This is a genomic window from Parvibaculum sp., from assembly GCF_046297875.1.
In the GTDB taxonomy this organism is placed as follows: Bacteria; Pseudomonadota; Alphaproteobacteria; order Parvibaculales; family Parvibaculaceae; genus Parvibaculum.
In genome coordinates, this window is the sequence record NZ_JBKBHD010000001.1 from 827,447 (window position 1) to 848,658 (window position 21,212).

Genomic DNA, 21,212 nt, shown 5'->3' on the forward strand with positions numbered 1-21,212 from the left:
GCCCGGAAATGGAAGAAATGCGGGAGCGCGTGACACGGACGGGACAGATGCGGGGAGCGGTGCGGCGCGGGTTTGCCGCGGCGGCGGCGCTTGCCTTGTTCTGCCTGCTGCCGGGCGGTGGCGCGCAGGCGCAGGCAAATGCCGGTGCTGCCGCGGCCATGCCCGAACGGAGCCCTGGCTCCTCAACCGGCCTGCCGGTGCCGCGCTTCGTCAGCCTGAAATCCGTCAAGGCGAATGTGCGCCGGGGACCCGGCACGGATTTCCCGATCGACTGGGTCTATATGAAAAGCGGCGTGCCGCTGGAAGTGATCGCGGAATCGAACAATTGGCGGCGCATCCGCGACCATGAAGGCGATGGCGGCTGGATCTGGCACACAATGCTTGCCGGCGAACGCACCGCGATCGTCGATTCGACGGAGGAGGACGGGAGCCCGGTGGCGCTTCACGCGCGGCCGCAGGGCGATGCCGCCGTGGTCGCCTATGCGGAAAAAGGCTATGTGGCGCGGGTGAGAAGCTGCCGGGCCCAGTGGTGCCGGCTCGACATCAGGGGGCTCGAGAGCTGGATCCCCCAGGACCGTCTCTGGGGCATCTATCCCGGAGAGAGCTTCGACTAGATTACTTGCGGCCCTGCAGGCGCACGATCACATCGACGCGGGCGACATCCATGCCTTCGGGCGCGGGCGGCAGGCTGCCGATCACCACGTCATCTCCGGCAATATCCATCAGCGCGCCATCATTCTCGAAGAAAAAGTGATGGTGGTTGTCGATGTTGGTGTCGAAATAGGTGCGCGACGAATCCACCACCACCTCGCGCAGAAGGCCCGCGCCGGTGAACTGGTGCAGCGTGTTGTAGACGGTCGCAAGCGAAACGCTGACGCCGGCCTTCTGGGCCTCGTCATGAAGCGCCTCGGCGGTCACATGGCGGTCGCCGCCATCGAAGAGGAGGCGGCCAAGCGCCAGCCGCTGGCGCGTCGGGCGGAGCCCAGCCTCGCGGAGCCTTGAAAGCGTCTGTGCGTAGGGGCGTTCCTGCGTCACGAACCCGGTCCTCTTCTACTGAAGCCAAGGGAGGCAGGCCGGAGGCCGCGCCACCTTGCAGTTTGTAATCGTTACAAACAATAAATAGGGGGCGGGTCATAGGATTGTCAAGTGCGCAGGGGCCCGACAGGGCCTGCCGATCCGGCCCAAAATGCCCTTACATCAAGGGTTTGCGCCGGACCAAGGGTATGTTACGAAGCCATCAGCGCAGCGATTGGGTGAGGAACCGGGCGGGCGAAAGCCGGCCCAGAGACGGGGACGGCCTGCCGAGAACAGCCGGAACGAGCGGCGGCGATGCAGGCCCTTACAGAGCGGACGGCAATGGCGGAACGTAAATCGGCATTATCCCTGGAAGACCTGCTTGAGTGCAGCCATGGCCGGATGTTCGGGCCGGGCAATCCGCAGCTGCCGCTGCCGCCCATGCTGATGATCGACCGCATCATGCATATCAGCGATGAGGGCGGCGAATACGGCAAGGGCCAGATCATCGCCGAGTTCGACATAAAGCCGGACCTCTGGTTTTTTGCCTGCCATTTCGAAGGCGACCCGGTGATGCCGGGCTGCCTCGGCCTTGATGGCATGTGGCAGCTGCTCGGCTTCTTCCTCGGCTGGATCGGCGGACAGGGCAAGGGCCGCGCGCTTGGCGTGGGCGAAGTGAAATTCTCCGCCATGGTGACGCCTGCCGTGAAAAAGCTCGAATATGTCATCAATCTGAAGCGCGTCATCAATCGCAAGCTGGTACTCGGCATGGCCGATGGCATCATCAAGGCGGATGGCGAAGTGGCCTTCACGATCAGCGACATGAAAGTGGGCCTGTTCGGCGCGGGCGAGCAACCCGCCTGAGCGCGGCCACGGGGCATAGACGTTCACAACCGAAACGGGCGAGACGGGGCGACAAACAAGAACCGCCTTTCGGTCCAGTCCGCGAGAACCAAAGCGAAAGAGAGGCTGCCATGAGGCGAGTGGTCGTCACGGGGCTCGGTATCGTCTCCAGCATCGGCAACAATGCTCAGGAAGTGACGGCGAGTCTGCGCGAAGGCAAGTCCGGCATCGTCAAATCCGACGTCTATGCGGAGATGGGTTTCAGGAGCCAGGTGCATGGCAGCCTGAAGATCGATCTCGACGAGGCGGTGGACCGGCGCGCGCGGCGTTTTATGGGCGATGGCGCGGCCTATGCCTGGATCGCGATGAACCAGGCGATCGCCGATGCGGGCCTTGAAGAAGGCGATGTCAGCAATCCGCGCACCGGCCTCATCGTCGGTTCGGGCGGCGCCTCGACCAAGGCAATCGTGGCCGCCGCCGACATGGCGCGCACGGAACCCGTGAAAGGTCCGAAGAAGGTCGGCCCCTTCGCGGTGCCGAAGGCGATGTCCTCCACCTGCTCGGCCAATCTTTCGACCTGGTTCAAGACCAAGGGCGTCAACTATTCGATCAGCTCGGCCTGCTCCACCTCCGCGAACTGCATCGGCAATGCAGCGGAAATGATCCAGTGGGGCAAGCAGGACGTGATGTTCGCGGGCGGCGGCGAGGAACTCGACTGGACGCTCTCGGTGCTCTTCGATGCGATGGGCGCGATGTCCTCCAAGCGCAACGACACGCCGGAAAAGGCAAGCCGCGCCTATGACAAGGACCGCGACGGTTTCGTCATCACGGGCGGCGGCGGCATTCTGGTACTCGAGGAACTGGAACACGCGAAGGCGCGCGGCGCGAAGATCTATGCCGAGATCGTCGGCTATGGCGCAACGGCGGATGGCGCAGACATGGTAGCGCCTTCCGGCGAAGGCGCTGTGCGCTGCATGAAGATGGCGCTGCAGAATGTGAAGGCGCCGGTCGACTACATCAACCCGCATGCGACATCGACGCCTGTCGGCGACATTCCCGAGATCAAGGCGATCGAGGAAGTGTTCGGCGCAAAGATGCCGCCGATCAGCGCGACGAAATCGCTGTCGGGTCATGCGCAGGGTGCGGCGGGCGTCCATGAGGCGATCTATACGCTCCTCATGATGCAGGGCGGCTTCATTGCGGCGAGCGCCAATATCGACGAGATCGACCCGGCGGTCGCAAGCGCGAACATCATTCGCGAGCGCATCGACGGCGCGGACATCAATCTTGCGATTTCCAACAGCTTCGGTTTCGGCGGCACGAACGCAACGCTGGCACTGCAACGCTATAACGGGTAACGCCCTCACGGGCGCGGGGTCTCGGGGGAGACGCGAGGCCCGGCAAGGGCCTGATTATTCGGGGAACGACTGACCTATGCATGGTTCTGGCGACGAGAAAGCGGGCGAGCAGCCCCTGGTGCTGACAGGCCCTTTGATGAAGGGCAAGCGCGGCCTCATCATGGGCGTTGCGAACGATCACTCCATTGCCTGGGGCATTGCGCGCGCACTTGCCGCGCATGGGGCGGAACTTGCCTTCACCTATCAGGGCGAAAGCTTCGGCCGGCGCGTGAAGCCGCTGGCGGAATCGGCGGGCTCGAACCTGCTGCTTCCCTGCGACGTGACGGACAGCGCAAGCCTCGATGCCGCCTTCGCGACGCTTGAAAAGGAATGGGGCACGCTCGACTTCGTCGTCCATGCGATCGCGCACTCCGACAAGAACGAGCTCAAGGGCCGATATGTCGACACGACGCGGGAAAACTTCCTGCGGACGATGGATATTTCCTGCTTCTCCTTCACCGATGTCGCGCGGCGCGCGGCGAAGATGATGACGCGGGGCGGCTCGATGGTGACGCTCACCTATGGCGGCTCGACGCGCGTCATGCCGAATTACAATGTGATGGGCGTCGCCAAGGCAGCGCTCGAGGCGAGCGTGCGCTATCTCGCGGTCGATCTCGGCCGTCACGGCATTCGCGTGAACGCCATTTCGGCGGGGCCGATGCGCACGCTGGCGGGTTCCGCGGTGGGCGATGCCCGCTTCGTGTTCAAGTGGAACAAGACGCATGCGCCGATCAAGGAATCGATCGAGCTCGATCATGTCGGCGGCGCGGGGCTCTATCTCCTCTCCGATCTTTCGGCACGTGTTTCCGGCGAAGTGCATTTCGTCGATGGCGGCTACAATATTATCGGCCTGCCGCGCGCGAACGAGCTGAAAGAGCAGATGGAAAGCGGTGGCGGCGAGGGGTAATCCCTCTCACCGCTTCAACGCACTCAGCAGTTCCGTCAGCGCCTTTTCCATGCGGGCCTGAGCCTTGCCGCCCTTGTGGCCTGCCCACAAGACGCCTGCATTCATTGCGCCATTGAGGAGAACGGCGAGTTCTTCCGCACCGATATTGCGGATCGCACCTGCCTTCCGCGCGGCCTCAACGCCTTCCAGCAATTCGCCGAAGCCATGCGCCGCATCGAGCGCGGTCCATTTTTCGAAGCCGAGCACGGCGGGCGCTTCGACGATCAGGATGCGATTCGCTTCCGGTTTCGAGAAATGCGTCATCCAGGCGAGCGAGCCATCGAGCAGCGCCTCGAAGGGCCCCGCACTTTCGCCTGCCGCCTTGCCGATTTCGGCGACGGCTTCCTCATGGAGCGCAACGCAAACCGCCTCGAAGAGTGCCGCCTTGTCCGCGAAGTGGTGATATAGCGCGCCGCGCGTGACGCCCGCCTTTTCGAGAATTTCCTCGGTTGAAGTGGCGGCAAAGCCTTGCTTCGCGAAGAGCCGCCGCGCGACGGCGACGAGCTTTGCCCGCGTCTTGCGCGCCTTTTCCTCTCTCACGCCTGCCATGCTGCCCGCCTCGACGTTTGCGCCTGATGTTCCCGGTTGCCGTTGACATACTAACAGTCTGCGAACATATTAACAAATACCGACTGACTGTATGTTTAATGAGGAGGACGCAGGATGCACTTCATCGACCGCTATCCGATCATCGTGACGCCGAAACTCCATGAATGCGGGCGCTTCTGGGAGCGGCATCTGGGTTTCACGGCGGTCTTTTCCTCAAGCTGGTTCGTGCTGCTTTATGGCGAAGGCGAGACGGCGAGCCTTGCCTTCATGTCGCCGGACCACCCCTCTGCCCCGCCCGGCCCCGAGGTCTTTTCGCGCAAGGGCATGTGCCTCGAATTGCAGGTGGAGGACGCGAAAGCCGCCCATGAGGAAGCGCTCGCCAGGGGCCTTCCCGTCACCTACCCGCTTACCGACGAGGCTTTCGGCCAGCGCCGCTTCGGCTTTCACGATCCGTCCGGGCTCTGGGTCGATGTGGTGGAGCAGATCGAGCCGGCAGCAGGCTATTGGGAGAGATATATGGTCGCCTAGCGCCGCTTCATCTCGAGCACGTTGAAGGTCGATTCGAGTTCCGGCCAGGGGAAGACGATGCGGGCGCGGCCATCTTCAAGGAGAGCGGCGATGGCGGGTTCGTCCATCAGCTGCGGATCGGTGATGCCGCCTTCTGGGCCCGAATAGGCGCGGATGGGGCCGGAATGACCTTCATTGGGCGCGGCGAGAAGCACCCAGCTCTTCTCATCGCGCTCATAGAAGAAGCCCGACATGCGCTGCGAGCCGGTGAGCTTTTCGAAGAAGAGGCGGCCATCCCTTTCCACCACCTCGCAGCGGAACCAGCCATAAACCACGAAACCGGCGAAGGGCCCGCCTGCCTTGATGGTACGGCAGTTCCACTGGCCCTTCAGCTTTTCCGCATCGGCGGGTGCGAGCGTTCCCTCCATGATGCTGGTGAGTTCGTTATAGGCGCCGTGCTCCTCGCCCGCGACGCGGGACTCCATCATGCCTTTCGTCACCGCATCCTCGTAGCGGTCGAGCTTGCCGCGGTCGATCTCGGTTGCCTGTGTGCGCCAGTCGAGCGCGGCCTCTCTTTCTCCATGCCCATCGGCGAGGACAGGGAGACCGATGAGGGAAAGGGCGGCGGCGAGAACGGCAAGGCGCATGGGAGACTCCAAAAGAAAACGGGGCCAGCAAAAGCTGACCCCGAATCCTAGCCTTAATATGGCAAGCCGTCTCGCCTGCGAGATCAGTCGCGGTCGCGGCGCCGGCCACGGCCGCCACCGCCGCCTTCGCGCTTCTCGCGGGGCTGCTCTGCCGGCTCGTTCTCGTAGAAGATCTCTTCGCCCGTCTCCTGATTGACGTGCTTCATGGAGAGGCGGACCTTGCCGCGGTCGTCGAAGCCCAAGAGCTTCACCTTGACCTTGTCGCCTTCCTTGACGATGTCGGAGACCTGCTCGACGCGGGTCGGCGCCATCTGCGAGATATGCACCAGACCGTCGCGCGGGCCGAAGAAGTTCACGAAGGCGCCGAAGTCGACAGCCTTCACAACCGTACCTTCGTAGATCTTGCCGACTTCCGGCTCGGCGACGATGCCCTGAATCCAGGCGATCGCCTTGCGGATCGCTTCGGCGTCGGAGGACGCGACCTTGATCGTTCCGTCGTCGGAGATATCGATCTTGGCGCCGGTCTTTTCGACGATTTCACGGACGACTTTGCCGCCCGTGCCGATCACTTCGCGGATCTTGTCGGTCGGTACCTTGACGACTTCGATGCGCGGCGCGTACTCGCCCATTTCGGGGCGGGCCGTGTCGAGCGCCTTGGCCATCTCGCCGAGGATGTGCATGCGGCCGCCCTGCGCCTGCGCAAGGGCCTGCTTCATGATCGCTTCGTTGATGCCGGTGATCTTGATGTCCATCTGGAGAGAGGTCACGCCTTCGGCCGTGCCCGCCACCTTGAAGTCCATGTCGCCGAGGTGATCTTCGTCACCCAGGATGTCGGAGAGAACGGCGAAGCGATCGCCCTCGAGGATGAGGCCCATCGCAATGCCCGCCACTGCCCGCGTCAGCGGAACGCCGGCATCCATCATCGCGAGCGACGAGCCGCAGACCGTCGCCATCGAGGAGGAGCCGTTCGACTCGGTGATTTCCGAGACGAGACGGATCGTGTAGGGGAAGTCGCCCTTGGGTGGGAGCACGGCGCGGAGCGCGCGCCAAGCAAGCTTGCCGTGACCGACTTCGCGACGTCCTGTGAAACCGACGCGGCCCGTTTCGCCGACCGAGAAGGGCGGGAAGTTGTAATGCAGCAGGAAGTTCTCCTTGTAGGTGCCTTCCAGCGCGTCGATGAACTGTTCGTCATCGCCGGTGCCGAGGGTCGCCACCACAAGGGCCTGCGTCTCGCCGCGGGTGAAGAGCGCGGAGCCATGCGCGCGCGGCAGGATGCCGACTTCGGAAACGATCGGACGGACCGTTTCGAGGTCGCGTCCGTCGATGCGGTTCTTCGTGTCGAGGATCGAATTGCGGACGATGTCGCTCTCGATTTCCTTGAAGAAGCCGCCGACTTCATTTTCCGGCACTGCGTTCGGATCTTCAGGGTTGCAGAGCACGGCCTTCACCTTGTCCTTCGCCTTGGCGATGGCTTCGTGGCGGGCTGCCTTGTCCTTCAGCTGATAGGCAGTGCGGAGATCGCTTTCGGCAAGCTCGCGAACCTTCGCGACGACGGCGGAGTTGTCCTTGATGTCGACGGGGCGCGGTTCCTTCGCGCATTTCTCGGCCATGCGGATGATCATGTCGATCACCGGCTGGAATTCGCGGTGGCCGAACATGACGGCGCCGAGCATGACGTCTTCGGACAGTTCCTTGGCTTCCGATTCCACCATCATCACGGCATCGGCCGTGCCGGCGACGACGAGATCGAGCGCGCTTTCCGGCATTTCGTCGATCATCGGGTTGAGCTTGTACTCACCGCCGATATAGCCGACGCGGGCAGCGCCGATCGGCCCGAGGAAGGGGAGGCCCGAAATGGTGAGCGCGGCGGAGACCGCGATCATCGCGACGATATCGGGATCGTTCTCCATATCGTGGCTGAGAACGGTCGCAATCACCTGCGTTTCGTTCTTGAAGCCCTTGATGAAGAGGGGGCGGATCGGACGGTCAATCAGACGCGAGACGAGCGTTTCCTTTTCGCTCGGGCGGCCTTCGCGCTTGAAGAAGCCGCCGGGAATCTTGCCCGCGGCATAGGTCTTTTCCTGGTAGTTCACGGTCAGGGGAAAGAAATCGAGGCCCGGCTTCGGCTTGCGTTCGCCGACAACGGTGGCGAGCACCGTGGTTTCGCCATAGGTCGCCATGACGGCGCCATCGGCCTGGCGGGCGATCTTTCCCGTTTCGAGGATGAGCGGACGGCCGCCCCATTCGATTTCTTCGCGTGTAATTTCAAACATATCGGTTTCCTGTTCCGCGGCCCCGCTTTTCATGCGTTCTTCCACCATCATGCGGCGGCCGCTTTTCTGCCGCTTTTTCCGCGGCCGGACAAAAGGACGGATATCGCAATCGTGCCGAATACACCTGGGCCCCTGAAGGCCCGGAACCCGGCGCCGCGAGACGGGAGGCGGCGGGTCCGATTGCGAGAACCATCCGTAAACGGACGAGTGTCTCTATTCAGCAGTCCTGAAAGACGCACGCCCGCCTGCGAGATTCGAGATGAACCCCCCAGGCAGGCGCCGTGCAAAGCAGAACCGGTAGGGCACCAGGCACCCTGTTACCGCCTGATCCCCAGACGGGCGATCAGCTTTTCGTAACGCGCCTGATCCTTCTTCTTCACATAGTCGAGAAGGCTGCGGCGCAGGCTCACCATCTTCAGCAGGCCGCGGCGGGAATGATTGTCCTTGGCGTGGCCCTTGAAGTGTTCGGTGAGGTTGACGATACGCTCGGTCAAGATCGCGACCTGCACCTCGGGGGAGCCGGTGTCGCCGTCCTTGCCGGCAAATTCCTTGATGAGCTGAGCTTTGCGCTCCGGCGTAATCGACATCGGGTTCTCCTATAATTCGAGATTGAACACGCGCACGGGGCGAAGCTCGCCTTGCCCGTATTCGGTCAGCGCCACCGGGTTTCCCCGATGGGTGGCCAGTACCGATCCGGACAGGATGGGTGCGTCACGCCCGCGTAACAAAACTCCCTGACCCTTTTTCAATCGGGCCGCATCGTCTGCACTTACGGCCAGCGCCGGGATGTCGTCCAGCGCGGTCTCAAGCGGAAGCAGATGGGCCCCGAGGCCAGGAGCGGGCGCAATATGGCCCAAGGCGAGGAGTTTATCCAGTGGAATTGCGGCCTCTTCCCGGAAGGGGCCGTGGCGGGTGCGCCGGAGCGCCGAGACATGGCCGGCAGAGCCCAGCGCCAGGGCCAGATCGCGGGCAAGCGAGCGGACGTAAGTCCCCTTGCTGCAAGAGATTTCCAGCTCGGCATGGTCTGCGTCCGGCCGCGAAACGAGGCGGATTTCGTGGATGGTGACGGGCCGGGGCTTCATCTCCACCACCTCGCCCGCCCGGGCGCGGGCATAGGCCCGCTCGCCATCGACCTTGATCGCGGAAAAGGCGGGGGGCACCTGCTCGATCGGCCCCTGAAAGCGGGGCAGCATGGCCTCGATGTCGGCATCCGAAGGCCGGACGGGACTTGCCGCCACCACCTCGCCCTCGGCATCGTCCGTCGAGGTCTGCTCGCCGAAGCGGATGGTGAAGCGATAGGCCTTGGTCGCGTCGATCACGAAGGGGACGGTTTTTGTGGCCTCCCCCAGCGCGATGGGGAGAACCCCGGTCGCCAGCGGATCGAGCGTACCGGCATGGCCGGCCTTCTGCGCATTGAAGGCGCGGCGGACGCGGTTCACCACATCGGAAGAGGTTGGCCCCAAAGGCTTGTCGACAACGACCCAGCCCGAGACCGGATCGCCCTTCTTGCGCCGTGCCATTCCGCTCAGTCCTCCCGATCGGACTTGCCGAGGTCGCGGGCAACTTCAGGCGTGTGCAGCAGGCGGTCGATCACCTCGGCATTGTCGAAGGAGGTGTCGGGTTCGAAGGAGAGGTCCGGCATGAACTTGAAGGTGACTTCCTTCGAGAGCTGGCCGCGCAGATAGGCGCGGACGCGGGTCAGCGCTTCGGCGAGCGCCGCCGCATCGCCCTTGCCGAGCGGGGCGACGAAGCAGGTCGCGTGGCGCAGATCCGGGCTCACGCGCACTTCGGTCACGGTGAAGCTGCGGTCGACAAGCTCGGGGTCGCGGATCGTGCCACGGGCAACGATATCGGCAAGCGCCCGGCGCACGAGCTCGCCCGCACGCAACTGGCGCTGACTCGGCGCGCTGGCGCCACGTTTGGATTTTCCAGACCCGGATTTTCTCTGCATGGGGTTTTTCCGTTTACCCCCTCACCCGATCCGGGCCGTGCCCGGATCACCCTCTCCCCGAAGGGAGAGGGAAAAGACAGAAGGGGGCGGCAGCATCAATCGAGGCTGCGCTTCACCACCTCGACATCGAAACACTCGATGATGTCGCCCTTGCGCATGTCCTGATAGTTCTCGAAGGCCATGCCGCATTCCTGACCGGACTGCACTTCCTTCACTTCGTCCTTGAAGCGCTTCAGCGTCGAGAGCTTGCCTTCGTGGATCACGACGTCGTCGCGGATCAGGCGGACATGCGAACCGCGGCGCACCACGCCCTCGGTGACGCGGCAGCCCGCGACCTTGCCGGTCTTGGAAATGTTGAAGATTTCCAGGATCTCGGCATTGCCGAGGAAGGTTTCGCGCAGTTCCGGCGAAAGCATGCCGGACAGCGCCGCCTTGATGTCGTCCACGAGGTCGTAGATCACCGAGTAATAGCGGATTTCGACACCGTCCTGACGGGCAGCATCGCGCGCCTGCGAATTGGCGCGGACATTGAAGCCGATGATCGGCGCGCGCGAGGCGGTCGCCAACGTCACATCCGATTCCGTTACGCCGCCGACGCCGACATGAATGACGCGCGCGGTGACTTCGTCGGTGCCGAGCTTTTCGAGCGCCTGCACGATGGCTTCGGCCGAGCCCTGCACGTCCGCCTTGACGACGATGGGCAGCTCTTTCTTGTCCTGCTCCTTCAGCTGCGAGAGCATCTGATCGAGCGAGGTGCGGCTGCCGGTACCGACGCGCTTGTCGCGGCGAACACGCTGACGGTAGTCGGTGATCTCGCGGGCACGGCTTTCGTTTTCGACGACGCTCATCACGTCGCCTGCTTCCGGTGCGCCGCCAAGGCCGAGCACTTCAACCGGCTGCGAGGGGCCGGCAGACTGCACGTTCTCGCCGCGATCATTGATGAGCGCGCGGACACGGCCCCATTCGGTGCCGGCCACGATGATGTCGCCAACGCGCAGCGTGCCGCGCTCGATGAGCACAGTGCCGACGGGACCGCGTCCCTTGTCGAGCTTCGCTTCGACGATGATGCCTTCAGCGGAACGGTCGGGATTGGCGCGCAGCTCCAGCACTTCGGCCTGCAGCAGGATCGCTTCCTCGAGCTTGTCGAGACCCGTGCCGCTCTTTGCGGAAATTTCCACCGCCATGACATCGCCGCCGAAATCCTCGACCACGACTTCATGCTGCAGCAGTTCGTTCTTCACGCGGGTGGGCTCCGCGTCCGGCTTGTCCATCTTGTTGATGGCGACGATCATCGGAACGCCAGCAGCCTTCGCGTGGTTGATGGCTTCGATGGTCTGCGGCATGACGCCGTCATCGGCGGCAACGACAAGCACCACGATATCCGTCACCTTGGCGCCGCGGGCGCGCATGGAGGTGAAGGCGGCGTGGCCGGGCGTATCGAGGAAGGTGATGCGGTCACCAGAACCGAGCGTCACCTGATAGGCGCCGATATGCTGCGTAATGCCGCCCGCTTCGCCGGCGGCGACGTCGGTCTTGCGCAGCGCGTCGAGCAGCGAGGTCTTGCCGTGGTCGACGTGACCCATGACTGTGACGACCGGCGCGCGGGGCTGCTTAAGCTCCGCCGCATCGTCCTCGCCGACAAGGCCTTCTTCGACGTCTGATTCCGCAACGCGCTTGACCGTGTGGCCCATTTCTTCGGCGACAAGCTGTGCAGTGTCGCTGTCGATCACATCGGTGATCTTCAGCATGATGCCCTGCTTCATCAGAATCTTGATCACATCCACCGCGCGCTCCGCCATGCGGTTCGCGAGTTCCTGGATGGTGATGATTTCCGGGATGACGACATCGCGGATGATCTTCTGCGGCGCTTCCTGCACGCCCATATGCTTCTTGCGCTCGCGCTCCACGCGGCGGCGCATCGAGGCAAGCGAACGCTGGCGGCCGCTGTCGTCGTCGAACGCCTTGGTGATGGTGAGCTTGCCACGGCGGCGCTCTTCGGTGCGGCGCGCGGCGGGCTGCTTCGGCGCGGCATGGCCTGCGCTGCGCTTGGGCTTGTCTTCCTCGTCGCCTTCGTCGGCCGCGATTTCCTTCACGGCGGCGCGGGGCGCGGAGCGTTCCTCTTCGGTGCTGCGGCGCTGTGCGTCGCCGGCAGAGCGGACACGCGCTTCCTGCTCAGCGGCAAGGCGGGCGGCCTCTTCCTCGGCGCGGGCGGCAGCGGCCGCACGTTCGGCGTCGCGGCGCGCATCTTCCTCGGCGAAGCGTTTTGCCTCTTCTTCGGCGCGGCGGCGATCCTCGCCTTCGCGCTCACGCGCGCTGTCGAGCGCTTGGGCGCGGGCAGCCTTCTCCTCTTCGGTCAGCGTGCGCAGCACGATGCCGGAGCGGGCGCGGGGCGCCGACTTCTTCTCGGCAGCGGCGGGCGCGGCTTCGGCCTTCTTTTTCGGCTCGGGCGAAGCAGCGGCGGCCGGCGCTTCCTTCGGCGCGGGCGCGGGCTTTGCCTTTTCCTCGGCGGGCGCGGGTGCGGCTCCGTCCGTCTTCAGCGTGCGCTTCTTCTTCTTCTCGACGACGACCGATTTCGAGCGGCCATGCGAAAAATTCTGGCGCACATGGCCAGATTCCACCGTCCGCTTGAGGCTCAGGGTCTTCCCGCCCGCAGCTTTCGGTTTCGGTTCGCTCGTATCGGCCTGATCGGTCATTCCTGTCCTTCGTCAGCTTTCCCGGGAGGTGCTACCGCACGGGTCGTTTGCGGGCGGTCCATCCGCCCATAGCGCGCGAGCCTGGCAAGATCGGCCAAGACTTTTGCCTGCATGCGGCCCGGGATCAGGGCTGCATGTATCACATTTCCGCGGCCCAATGCCAAACCCAATTCGTCCGACCAGAGCGGGCTCAACACCGGGACATCGCCCAGAATTCCGTGCTCTTTCGCCACCCTGAGGCGCTGTTCGAGCTTGCGGCGGCCATCCTCGGCGCCGTCTCGCGCCTCGATAAGGGCGGCGACCCGGCCACGGCCGATCGCCGTCAAAACCTTTTCAAACCCGGTCTCCAGCGCACCGGCGCGGCGCGCAAGACCCACGGCATCGGCGGCACGCCGGGCGAGCAGCCGCTCGACAAGGCCAGGAAGCGCCGGATCGGCCTGGACCGGCGCCCGGGCGGCCTTGGCGAAATGTCCCTTTGCCACCGCCCGCTCGAGCATTTCCCGCGTTGCCGTGACCCAAAAGCCACGGCCGGGCAGCTTTTCGGCCAGATCCGGCACGACATTGCCGTCCGGATCGAGCACGAAGCGGATCAGCCCATCCTTGCCGCCGCTCTCGCCCGAGACGATGCAACGGCGCTCCGGGCCTCCGGCGTCAGGCTTCTTCACCAACCTCGTCCGCTTCCTCTCCGTCTTCCTCTTCCCCGGCCGAAGCGAGATCGGCCTCGGTGATCCAGCCCGCCTTGAGGCGCGCACGCATGATGAGGTCATTGGCCTCATCGGCCGTCAGGTCGAAGCCTTCGATGATGCCCTGCTGGTGCTTGCGCTCGCCATTCACGGTCTCGTTCCAGCCGAGCAGGTCGTCGGTGGCGCAGCCTGCGAGGTCCTCGACGGATTTCACATCGTTCTCGCCGAAAGCGACCAGCATCTTCGGCGTCACGCCCTCGATCTCGCTGACCTCATCGGCCACGCCAAGCTCGCGGCGCCTGGCATCATACTCGGCATTCTGGCGCTCGATGAATTCGAGGGCCCGGCTCTGGATTTCCTGTGCCGTGTCCTCGTCGAAACCTTCGATGCCGGCGATTTCGTCGAGGTCGACATAGGCCACTTCCTCGATCGAGGCGAAGCCTTCCGAGGCGAGAAGCTGGGCGATCATCTCGTCCACATCGAGCGCTTCGGCGAAGATCGCCGTGCGGCTGACGAATTCGGCCTGACGGCGCTCGCTTTCCTCGGCTTCGGTCAGGATGTCGATATCCCAGCCGGTGAGCTGCGAGGCGAGACGCACATTCTGGCCGCGGCGGCCGATGGCGAGCGAGAGCTGATCGTCGGGCACCACGACTTCGATGCGCTGCGTATCTTCATCGAGCACGACCTTTACGACTTCGGCAGGAGCCAGCGCATTGACGATGAAGGTGGCGGCGTCGGCTGACCACTGGATGATGTCGATCTTCTCGCCCTGCAGTTCATTCACCACCGCCTGAACGCGCGAACCCCTCATGCCGACACAGGCGCCGACGGGATCGATCGAACTGTCGTTCGAGATGACGGCGATCTTGGCGCGGCTGCCGGGATCGCGCGCAACGGCGCGAATCTCGATGATGCCGTCGTAGATTTCCGGCACTTCCTGGCCGAAGAGCTTTGCCATGAACTGGGGATGCGAGCGCGACAGGAAAATCTGCGGGCCGCGCTGTTCGCGGCGCACGTCATAGATATAGGCGCGGATGCGGTCGCCATTGCGGAAGGTTTCGCGCGGCAGAAGCTCGTCGCGGCGCACGATCGCCTCGCCACGGCCGAGATCGACGATCACATTGCCATATTCGACGCGCTTCACGATACCGTTCACGATCTCGCCGATGCGGTCCCTGTATTCGTCGTACTGGCGCTCGCGCTCGGCATCGCGCACCTTCTGCACGATGACCTGCTTGGCCGTCTGGGCGGCGATACGGCCGAAATCGACCGGCGGCAGTTCGTCTTCGATCAGGTCGCCGATCTGGGCGGCCGGATTGCGGCGCAGCGCCGACTTCAGGTCGATCTGCACGGCATCGTTCTCGACCTGCTCGACCACTTCGAGAAGGCGCACGAGGCGGATTTCGCCGGTCTGCGGATTGATCCGGGCACGGATTTCATTTTCCGCGCCATAGCGCGAGCGTGCCGCTTTCTGGATCGCCTCAGCCATCGCCTCGATCACGACTTCGCGGTCGATCGACTTTTCGCGCGCGACCGCATCCGCGATCTGCAACAGTTCAAGCCGGTTGGCGCTTACTGCCGGTGCCATTCTCTATTCTCCGTCAGAGGAGGCGTCCGGCGTTTCGGTCGCCGGGCCCTGCCTTTTGAGGCTTTCCCTAATGAGGTCGTCGCTCATCACGAGCTTCGCCTCGCTCACCTTCTGGAACGGCAGGCCAAGTACCTGCGGCTCCGAAAATCCTTCGACTTCGCTTTCGACGAGGATTTCGCCATCCTCGACGCCCTGCAGAAGCCCGCGGAAGCGCTTGCGCCCGCCGACCGCTTCGGAGAGTTCGATCTTCGCGTCGAAGCCCTGCCAGCGGTCGAAATCCTTCATCCGCGTCAGCGGCCGGTCAATGCCGGCGGACGAGACCTCGAGATTGTATTCGCCGGGGATCGGGTCCTCGACATCAAGCACGGCGGAGAGAATGCGCGAGAGCTCCTCGCAATCCTCGACCGACATGGTGCCGTCGGCGCGTTCGGCCATGATCTGCAGCGTCTGTCCGTCCTGCAGGCCGAAGCGGATGCGCACGATTTCGAAACCGGCGCCTTCGGCCGGGCCGCGCAGAAGATCGAAGACCTTGCGGGGCACGCCATGCGGCGCGACGAGATGCGTGTCGAGCACGTCGCCTTCCGCCTTGCTGTCGAGACCCGCAGAGACCAAATCCACACTCCGAAAAATCGCCAAACCGGGCTCCAGATAACAAAAAAAGCGGGCCCCCGTTTCCGGAGACAGCCCACTCTCTAGAGCGTCGCTGACTTGTTGGGCTTTATATAGACCCCTTTATCCCCAAGGGCAAGTGGCCGCTCAGAGGCGCTCGAAGGCGAGATAGCAGGGGGTGCGGCCCTCGCGGATGGCCTTGGCCTCGTAGCGGGTGCCGGGCCAGCCTTCATAAGGCGTGCGCCAGTCTTCCGCCCGCTCCGCCGTCCAGCGGAAGGTTTCGCCGTTTTCGCGGTTGAAACGGCTCACATGGGCGAGCGTCCAGGCGATGTAGTCCGGTATGTCGGAGGCAAAACGCAACTCGCCGCCGGGGCGGATGGCGCTGGCGAGGAAACCCAGCGTTTCCTCATTGATGAAGCGGCGCTTGTTGTGGCGCTTTTTCGGCCAGGGATCAGGATAGAGAATGAAGGCGCGGGCCAGGCTATTCGGTGCAAGGCGCTCGAGGAGAAAACGCGCATCGTCGTTCAGGATGCGTACATTGGCGAGATCGCGCTCGTGGATTTCCGAGACGAGTTTTGCGACGCCGTTGAGAAAGGGCTCGCAGCCCATGATGCCCACATGCGGATGGGTCTCGGCCTGATGGGCGAGATGTTCGCCGCCGCCGAAGCCGACCTCGAGCCAGACCTCATCCACATCGCCGAAGAGCTGCTTCGGCGCGATAACCGCTTCATCAAGCGAAATGGAGACCCTCGGGAAGAGGGTCTCCATCAAATTCACCTGACGCGGCTTCAGGGTCTTGCCCTTGGTGCGCCCATAGACATGGCGGCGCGGAATGTCGCTTTCGCCGCTCAAGGGCGTCCTTTCTTCCGCTCAGCGGACCGCGGCTGCGATCTTGTCGGCAATGTCGGTCTTCTCCCAGGAGAAGCCGCCATCGGCATCCGGTGTGCGGCCGAAATGACCATAAGCGGCAGTGCGTTCATAGATCGGCTTGTTGAGGCCGAGATGCTCGCGGATGCCGCGCGGCGAAAGGTCCATGCAATTCGCAACCGCGCGCTCGACCGCTTCTTCCTCGACCTTGCCCGTGCCATGTGTGTCGACATAGATCGACAGCGGCTTCGAGACGCCGATCGCATAGGAAAGCTGGATGGTGCAGCGGTCGGCGAGGCCCGCGGCCACGACATTCTTTGCGAGGTAGCGCGAGGCATAGGCCGCCGAACGGTCAACCTTCGTCGGATCCTTGCCGGAGAAGGCACCGCCACCATGCGGTGCCGCGCCGCCATAGGTGTCGACGATGATCTTGCGGCCGGTCAGGCCGGCGTCACCATCCGGCCCGCCGATCACAAAAATGCCTGTCGGGTTCACGTAGAATTCTTCTTCTGGCGGGAACCAGCCCTCCGGCAGCACTTCCTTCACCACGCCGCGTACGCATTCGCGCAGGTCGGACTGCTTCACGCCCGCCTTATGCTGGGTCGAGACGACGACGGAGGTGACGCCGACGGGCTTGCCGTTCTGGTATTTCAGCGTGACCTGGCTCTTCGCATCGGGCTCGAATTCCGGGCGCTCGCCGGAATGGCGGAGCTCGGCCATGCGCTTGAGGATGCGGTGCGAATAGATGATCGGGGCGGGCATCAGCACATCGGTCTCGCGGCAGGCATAACCGAACATGATGCCCTGGTCGCCGGCGCCTTCATCCTTGTTGCCGCTGGCATCGACGCCCTGCGCGATATCCGCAGACTGGGCATGAAGCAGCACTTCGCAGCGCGCATTCTTCCAGTGGAAGCCTTCCTGCTCATAGCCGATCGCCTTCACGGCATTGCGCGCCGTTTCCTCGATCATTTCCTTGGTGATGCTTTCATGGCCGCGCACTTCCCCGGCGAGGATGATCGTGTTCGTGGTCGTCAGCGTTTCGCAGGCGACGCGCGAGAAGGGGTCGCGCGAAAGGAAGAGATCGACGACGGCATCGGAAATCCTGTCGCACACCTTGTCGGGATGGCCCTCGGAAACGGATTCGCTGGTGAACAGGTAATTTGACCTAGCCAAGTTGATCTCCCTCATGGGTGCGAGATGAGTTTTGCGCCGGATATGGCGGAATCGCCCTTCGGCACTTCTTATTCATGACGGAACGGAAAGACATTTCCATGTCGCGGGCCCAAATCCGGCCCGCCGCGCCGCCGGTCATGGTTGTTGCAAGGATCAGATGCGGGGTCAACAGGGCTTGGCAAAAAGATATGCACATAAGTGCATATCGTCCATTTATTTGCCGTAATCTTCCCGGATCGCAGGAAATCCGCGGATTATTCGCCGTCCGCCTCGTCCGGATCGCCGGCCATGGCCTTGATGAGATCGAGCAGACGCTTGCGGAGCCTCGGGTCCGATATGGCGAAAAAGGCGCTGTTGAGCTGGATGCCTTCGGCGCTGGAAAGGAGTTCCGTATCGAAGGTGGCGGCATTGTCCGCGCCGTTCAGGGAGGGGTCACGCTCCAGCCCCTCGAAAAAGAATTCGATGGGAACACCGAGCACGGCGCCGATCTGATAGAGGCGGCTTGCGCCGATGCGGTTCGAGCCTTTTTCGTATTTCTGGACCTGCTGGAAGGTGAGGCCCAGGGCTTCGCCCAGCTTTTCCTGGCTCATGCCGATCAGCAAACGGCGCATGCGGACGCGGGCGCCGACATGAACATCCACCGGATTTGGCAATTTTCGGGTCACGGGCAGACCTCGACAGGTAGTGAGAGCCCACAGATTACAACTTTAAGTCGTCAACGGCACCCGACACCCCGTCGTAAATGGCGGAATTGCCGTTCCGGCTACCAATCTGGATATATCGGCATCAGCCGCGATTGACCCCGGGGCGGACCAGCCAGACGGCGGCGAGCGTTGCCAGCATCAAAAGGGCGATCAGCAGATCGCCAAGCCGGGCATAAAGCGTGGGCTCCAGCGGCGCAGGAAGCACCGCGTCGATGACGCCCTCCCGGTCGAGCGGCAGGCTCTTCACGACCCTTCCATAAGGATCGACCAGAGCGGAAATACCGCTATTGGCCGAGCGGACGACCGGCAGCCCCTGTTCGATGGCGCGCAAACGCACCTGCAGGAAGTGCTGGTAGGGCCCGGCCGACGAGCCGAACCACGCATCATTGGTGATGTTGACGAGCCAGGCCGGGCGCTCGCCGCGCGCGACGACATTGCCGGCGAAAATCACCTCATAACAGATAAGCGGGCTCATTGGCGGCACGCCTCCAACGGCGAGCGTGCGCGGGCCCGGCCCTTCCTCGAAGCTGCCCTGAAACTGCACCAGCTGGCGAAGCCCGATCCGCCCCAGCAGATGGCGCAACGGCACATATTCGCCGAAGGGCACGAGATGATGCTTGTCATAGGTCTCGACGATCTCGCCCCTGTCATCGACGACATAAAGAGAGTTGTAGAAGACGCTCAGCCGATTTGCCGGGCCGCCGGCTGCAGGCTCGCCGCGGTTCGAGCCGACGATGAGATGCGATCCTTGCGGCAGGGTTCGGCCGATGGCGGCCAGCACATAGGGCTCGCGGCCAAGCAGCACGGGCACCGCATTTTCCGGCCAGACTATGACCGTGCCCGGCGCAAGACCGTCGGGACGGTCTGCCGTCGGCTCACGCGACATGCGCAAGAGCTGGCCGATGACGGTCAGCAGCCGTTCCTCGCTGTCCCAATCCTTCGAGAAGGGCGTGTTCGGATGGACAATGCGTATCTCGGTCGCACCGGATTGTTCAGGAGGGGCGGAAGAAAGGCGGGCGGCACCGCCGATCCAGATGAGCGCGAGGCCCGCAAGTGCAATCGCCGGCGCCGCAAGAAGATCGCCATCGATGCGCCGCGCGATCGAGGCGCCACGCGTATCGAAGGAAGCGATCGAGCCTGCGACCAGCATGGCGATGAAGGAAAGACCATAGGGACCGACAAGTGCTGCCGCCTGCAGCAAGCCGTCCGATGCGGCAAAGGAGCTGCCGATCAGATTCCAGGGGAACCCGGTCAGGATATGACCGCGCAGCCACTCGAAGGAGGTCCAGACAACCGCAAAGACCGCGATGCGCCTGTAGCCGTGAAACCAGAAAAGGCGCGAGAGTGCGGCGGCAGCGGCCGTGAACAGTGCAAGCCCGGCGGGCATCAGCGTAACGGCGACGGGAAGCAGGAAGGCGAATTTATCTGCGTCTACCAGAAAGGCATTGCCGATCCAGAACAGGCCGAGCAGGAAATATCCGAAGCCGAACCACCAGCCGACAAGCGCCGAGCGCCACACGACGCGGCGTCGGCGCGAGCGCGTCGGCTCGCCCACGCCATCGAGCAGCCAGACAAGCACGGGAACGGTGATGAAGAGAAGCGGCAGAAAGCCGTAGGGCGGCAGCGCGAAAGTGCTGACGGCACCGGCAGCGAAGGCAGCTGCGTAACGCCGCCTGCCGCGCAATTCAGCGAGGGCGGAGGCGAAACTTTCCAGCCGGAAGACGGCCGCGCCGAGACTGTTCCCGAACCGCACCGGATCAGCCTTCCGCAGCCTGCGCCGCCGCATCCTCTGCGGCCGGCGGGAGATGGATGCGCATGCGCTTGATGCGCCGCGCATCGGCATCCTTCACCTCGAATTCGAGGCCGGCGGGGTGCCGAACCAGTTCACCCCTGATCGGCACGCGGCCAAGCAGCGAGAAGACGAGGCCACCCAGCGTGTCGATGTCATCCTCATATTCCTCATCGACAAGACGAATGCCGATCATCTCTTCGAGATCCTCGATATCGCAGCGCGCATCGGCGTCGATGGTGCCGTCCTCGCGCATCACGAGAGAGGGGCCGCTATCGACATCATGTTCGTCTTCGATGTCGCCGACGATCTCCTCCACCAGATCCTCGATCGAGACGAGGCCATAGGTGCCGCCATATTCGTCGATCACGAGCGCAAGATGGATGCGCGTTGCCTGCATCTTCACCAGAAGGTCGATGGCGGGCATCGAAGGCGGCACGAAGAGAACGTCGCGGCGGATGGTACGCAGCGAAAAGGGCGGTCGCGGTGCTGCCTTTTCGCTTTCAAGCGGGGCGAGGAAAGCGAGCACATCCTTCAGGTGCACCATGCCGAGCGGGTCGTCCAGCGTCTCGCGGTAGATGGGCATGCGCGAATGGGCACTGTCGCGGTAAAGTCGAAGCACCTCGTCGAGCGTTGCATGTTCATCGACCGCCACGACATCGGCGCGCGGTACCATGACATCGTCGACGCGAAGTTCGCCGAACTTCAGGATGTTGATGAGCATATGCCGCTCTTCGGCGGTCAGGCTGCGATGTGCGTCGTCGTGTTCCTCGATGACTTCCTCAAGGCTCTCGCGCAGCGAGCCGTCGCCGCCGCCATTGCCATTGCCGTTCTTGCCGAGCAGAGCCCTCAGCCAACCAAAGCGCGGGCGAGGCTTCTGCTCGTCGCGGGGCGCGGAAACGGATGGTCGGTCGGTCGTGTCGGTCGTGTCGGTCATGGCTTGCGGAATCGAATCTCTTTCAGACGGAACATTTCAATC

21 protein-coding genes are annotated in these 21,212 nt (G+C 63.6%); 5 read left to right on the forward strand and 16 right to left on the reverse strand.

The features are described 5' to 3' along the window. Nucleotides 1–17: 17 nt before the first annotated feature. Nucleotides 18–614, forward strand: a complete 597-nt coding sequence (locus ACK4FH_RS04070) for an SH3 domain-containing protein (RefSeq protein WP_409811324.1) — start codon at nucleotides 18–20, stop codon at nucleotides 612–614. Nucleotide 615: 1 nt separating this feature from the next. Here the strand turns inward: ACK4FH_RS04070 and irrA are convergent, their stop codons facing one another. Further along, nucleotides 616–1,035: an iron response transcriptional regulator IrrA gene (gene irrA / locus ACK4FH_RS04075; RefSeq protein ID WP_409811325.1), complete on the reverse strand. Its 420-nt coding sequence runs from the start codon at nucleotides 1,033–1,035 to the stop codon at nucleotides 616–618. Between the two features lie 321 nt (nucleotides 1,036–1,356). On the opposite strand from irrA, the gene fabA reads away from it, so the two are divergent. The 3 genes from fabA (at nucleotide 1,357) to fabI (ending at nucleotide 4,161) form a co-directional block, all read left to right on the forward strand. Next, entirely contained in the window at nucleotides 1,357–1,878 is a 522-nt protein-coding gene (fabA, locus tag ACK4FH_RS04080; RefSeq protein WP_409811326.1) for a 3-hydroxyacyl-[acyl-carrier-protein] dehydratase FabA, read from the forward strand. 110 nt (nucleotides 1,879–1,988) lie between these two features. Then, the gene (gene fabB / locus ACK4FH_RS04085) at nucleotides 1,989–3,215 is read left to right on the forward strand and encodes a beta-ketoacyl-ACP synthase I (protein WP_409811327.1); all 1,227 of its coding nucleotides are present in this window, start codon (nucleotides 1,989–1,991) and stop codon (nucleotides 3,213–3,215) included. Between the two features lie 76 nt (nucleotides 3,216–3,291). Next, nucleotides 3,292–4,161, forward strand: coding sequence for an enoyl-ACP reductase FabI (gene fabI / locus ACK4FH_RS04090; RefSeq protein WP_409811328.1), 870 nt, complete (start codon nucleotides 3,292–3,294; stop codon nucleotides 4,159–4,161). A 6-nt stretch (nucleotides 4,162–4,167) separates the two neighbouring features. On the opposite strand, the gene ACK4FH_RS04095 is transcribed toward fabI, so the two are convergent. After that, complete coding sequence (locus ACK4FH_RS04095; RefSeq protein WP_409811329.1) at nucleotides 4,168–4,749, reverse strand: TetR/AcrR family transcriptional regulator; 582 nt, start codon at nucleotides 4,747–4,749, stop codon at nucleotides 4,168–4,170. A gap of 114 nt (nucleotides 4,750–4,863) precedes the next feature. Between ACK4FH_RS04095 and ACK4FH_RS04100 the strand changes: the two genes are divergently transcribed. Continuing rightward, a complete protein-coding gene (locus ACK4FH_RS04100; protein WP_409811330.1) occupies nucleotides 4,864–5,277 on the forward strand; it encodes a VOC family protein in 414 nt (137 codons plus the stop codon). On the opposite strand, the gene ACK4FH_RS04105 is transcribed toward ACK4FH_RS04100, so the two are convergent. From ACK4FH_RS04105 to ACK4FH_RS04170, 14 genes are all read right to left on the reverse strand, one after another. Further along, entirely contained in the window at nucleotides 5,274–5,903 is a 630-nt protein-coding gene (locus ACK4FH_RS04105) for a DUF4893 domain-containing protein (RefSeq protein WP_409811331.1), read from the reverse strand. The genes ACK4FH_RS04100 and ACK4FH_RS04105 overlap by 4 nt on opposite strands. An 83-nt stretch (nucleotides 5,904–5,986) precedes the next feature. Further along, nucleotides 5,987–8,176 (reverse strand): polyribonucleotide nucleotidyltransferase, encoded by a 2,190-nt coding sequence (pnp, locus tag ACK4FH_RS04110; RefSeq protein WP_409811332.1) that lies wholly within the window; start codon nucleotides 8,174–8,176, stop codon nucleotides 5,987–5,989. A gap of 317 nt (nucleotides 8,177–8,493) precedes the next feature. Further along, a complete protein-coding gene (gene rpsO, locus ACK4FH_RS04115; protein ID WP_409811333.1) occupies nucleotides 8,494–8,763 on the reverse strand; it encodes a 30S ribosomal protein S15 in 270 nt (89 codons plus the stop codon). A 9-nt stretch (nucleotides 8,764–8,772) separates the two neighbouring features. Beyond that, on the reverse strand, nucleotides 8,773–9,696 hold the full coding sequence (truB, locus tag ACK4FH_RS04120; protein ID WP_409811334.1) for a tRNA pseudouridine(55) synthase TruB: 924 nt from the start codon (nucleotides 9,694–9,696) through the stop codon (nucleotides 8,773–8,775). Between the two features lie 5 nt (nucleotides 9,697–9,701). Further along, a complete protein-coding gene (rbfA, locus tag ACK4FH_RS04125) occupies nucleotides 9,702–10,127 on the reverse strand; it encodes a 30S ribosome-binding factor RbfA (RefSeq protein ID WP_409811335.1) in 426 nt (141 codons plus the stop codon). Nucleotides 10,128–10,222: 95 nt separating this feature from the next. Further along, entirely contained in the window at nucleotides 10,223–12,820 is a 2,598-nt protein-coding gene (gene infB / locus ACK4FH_RS04130; protein ID WP_409811336.1) for a translation initiation factor IF-2, read from the reverse strand. Beyond that, entirely contained in the window at nucleotides 12,817–13,485 is a 669-nt protein-coding gene (locus tag ACK4FH_RS04135) for an RNA-binding protein (protein WP_409811337.1), read from the reverse strand. Before ACK4FH_RS04135 ends, infB begins: the two co-directional genes overlap by 4 nt. After that, nucleotides 13,472–15,091, reverse strand: a complete 1,620-nt coding sequence (nusA, locus tag ACK4FH_RS04140) for a transcription termination factor NusA (protein WP_409811338.1) — start codon at nucleotides 15,089–15,091, stop codon at nucleotides 13,472–13,474. The genes ACK4FH_RS04135 and nusA overlap by 14 nt, the downstream gene beginning before the upstream one ends. Nucleotides 15,092–15,094: 3 nt before the next feature. Beyond that, nucleotides 15,095–15,709 carry a ribosome maturation factor RimP gene (gene rimP, locus ACK4FH_RS04145; protein WP_409811339.1) on the reverse strand — a complete coding sequence of 205 codons (615 nt, stop codon included), beginning with the start codon at nucleotides 15,707–15,709 and terminating at the stop codon, nucleotides 15,095–15,097. A gap of 138 nt (nucleotides 15,710–15,847) precedes the next feature. Further along, entirely contained in the window at nucleotides 15,848–16,552 is a 705-nt protein-coding gene (gene trmB, locus ACK4FH_RS04150) for a tRNA (guanosine(46)-N7)-methyltransferase TrmB (protein ID WP_409811340.1), read from the reverse strand. A gap of 18 nt (nucleotides 16,553–16,570) precedes the next feature. Then, entirely contained in the window at nucleotides 16,571–17,740 is a 1,170-nt protein-coding gene (gene metK / locus ACK4FH_RS04155) for a methionine adenosyltransferase (RefSeq protein ID WP_409811341.1), read from the reverse strand. Nucleotides 17,741–17,994: 254 nt separating this feature from the next. Then, nucleotides 17,995–18,351 carry a helix-turn-helix domain-containing protein gene (locus ACK4FH_RS04160; RefSeq protein ID WP_409815146.1) on the reverse strand — a complete coding sequence of 119 codons (357 nt, stop codon included), beginning with the start codon at nucleotides 18,349–18,351 and terminating at the stop codon, nucleotides 17,995–17,997. A 175-nt stretch (nucleotides 18,352–18,526) separates the two neighbouring features. Beyond that, the gene (gene lnt, locus ACK4FH_RS04165; RefSeq protein WP_409811342.1) at nucleotides 18,527–20,197 is read right to left on the reverse strand and encodes an apolipoprotein N-acyltransferase; all 1,671 of its coding nucleotides are present in this window, start codon (nucleotides 20,195–20,197) and stop codon (nucleotides 18,527–18,529) included. A gap of 4 nt (nucleotides 20,198–20,201) precedes the next feature. Further along, the gene (locus ACK4FH_RS04170) at nucleotides 20,202–21,170 is read right to left on the reverse strand and encodes a hemolysin family protein (protein ID WP_409811343.1); all 969 of its coding nucleotides are present in this window, start codon (nucleotides 21,168–21,170) and stop codon (nucleotides 20,202–20,204) included. Nucleotides 21,171–21,212 lie beyond the last annotated feature (42 nt).

What these genes read in the sequence shown, in the direction of transcription:
- ACK4FH_RS04070 (WP_409811324.1), top strand. Translation starts at nt 18, where the DNA reads ATGCGGGAGCGCGTGACACGGACGGGACAGATGCGGGGAGCGGTGCGG.
- fabA (WP_409811326.1), top strand. Translation starts at nt 1,357, where the DNA reads ATGGCGGAACGTAAATCGGCATTATCCCTGGAAGACCTGCTTGAGTGC.
- fabB (WP_409811327.1), top strand. Translation starts at nt 1,989, where the DNA reads ATGAGGCGAGTGGTCGTCACGGGGCTCGGTATCGTCTCCAGCATCGGC.
- fabI (WP_409811328.1), top strand. Translation starts at nt 3,292, where the DNA reads ATGCATGGTTCTGGCGACGAGAAAGCGGGCGAGCAGCCCCTGGTGCTG.
- ACK4FH_RS04095 (WP_409811329.1), bottom strand. Translation starts at nt 4,749, where the DNA reads ATGGCAGGCGTGAGAGAGGAAAAGGCGCGCAAGACGCGGGCAAAGCTC.
- ACK4FH_RS04100 (WP_409811330.1), top strand. Translation starts at nt 4,864, where the DNA reads ATGCACTTCATCGACCGCTATCCGATCATCGTGACGCCGAAACTCCAT.
- ACK4FH_RS04105 (WP_409811331.1), bottom strand. Translation starts at nt 5,903, where the DNA reads ATGCGCCTTGCCGTTCTCGCCGCCGCCCTTTCCCTCATCGGTCTCCCT.
- pnp (WP_409811332.1), bottom strand. Translation starts at nt 8,176, where the DNA reads ATGTTTGAAATTACACGCGAAGAAATCGAATGGGGCGGCCGTCCGCTC.
- rpsO (WP_409811333.1), bottom strand. Translation starts at nt 8,763, where the DNA reads ATGTCGATTACGCCGGAGCGCAAAGCTCAGCTCATCAAGGAATTTGCC.
- truB (WP_409811334.1), bottom strand. Translation starts at nt 9,696, where the DNA reads ATGGCACGGCGCAAGAAGGGCGATCCGGTCTCGGGCTGGGTCGTTGTC.
- rbfA (WP_409811335.1), bottom strand. Translation starts at nt 10,127, where the DNA reads ATGCAGAGAAAATCCGGGTCTGGAAAATCCAAACGTGGCGCCAGCGCG.
- infB (WP_409811336.1), bottom strand. Translation starts at nt 12,820, where the DNA reads ATGACCGATCAGGCCGATACGAGCGAACCGAAACCGAAAGCTGCGGGC.
- nusA (WP_409811338.1), bottom strand. Translation starts at nt 15,091, where the DNA reads ATGGCACCGGCAGTAAGCGCCAACCGGCTTGAACTGTTGCAGATCGCG.
- ACK4FH_RS04160 (WP_409815146.1), bottom strand. Translation starts at nt 18,351, where the DNA reads ATGCGCCGTTTGCTGATCGGCATGAGCCAGGAAAAGCTGGGCGAAGCC.
- ACK4FH_RS04170 (WP_409811343.1), bottom strand. Translation starts at nt 21,170, where the DNA reads ATGACCGACACGACCGACACGACCGACCGACCATCCGTTTCCGCGCCC.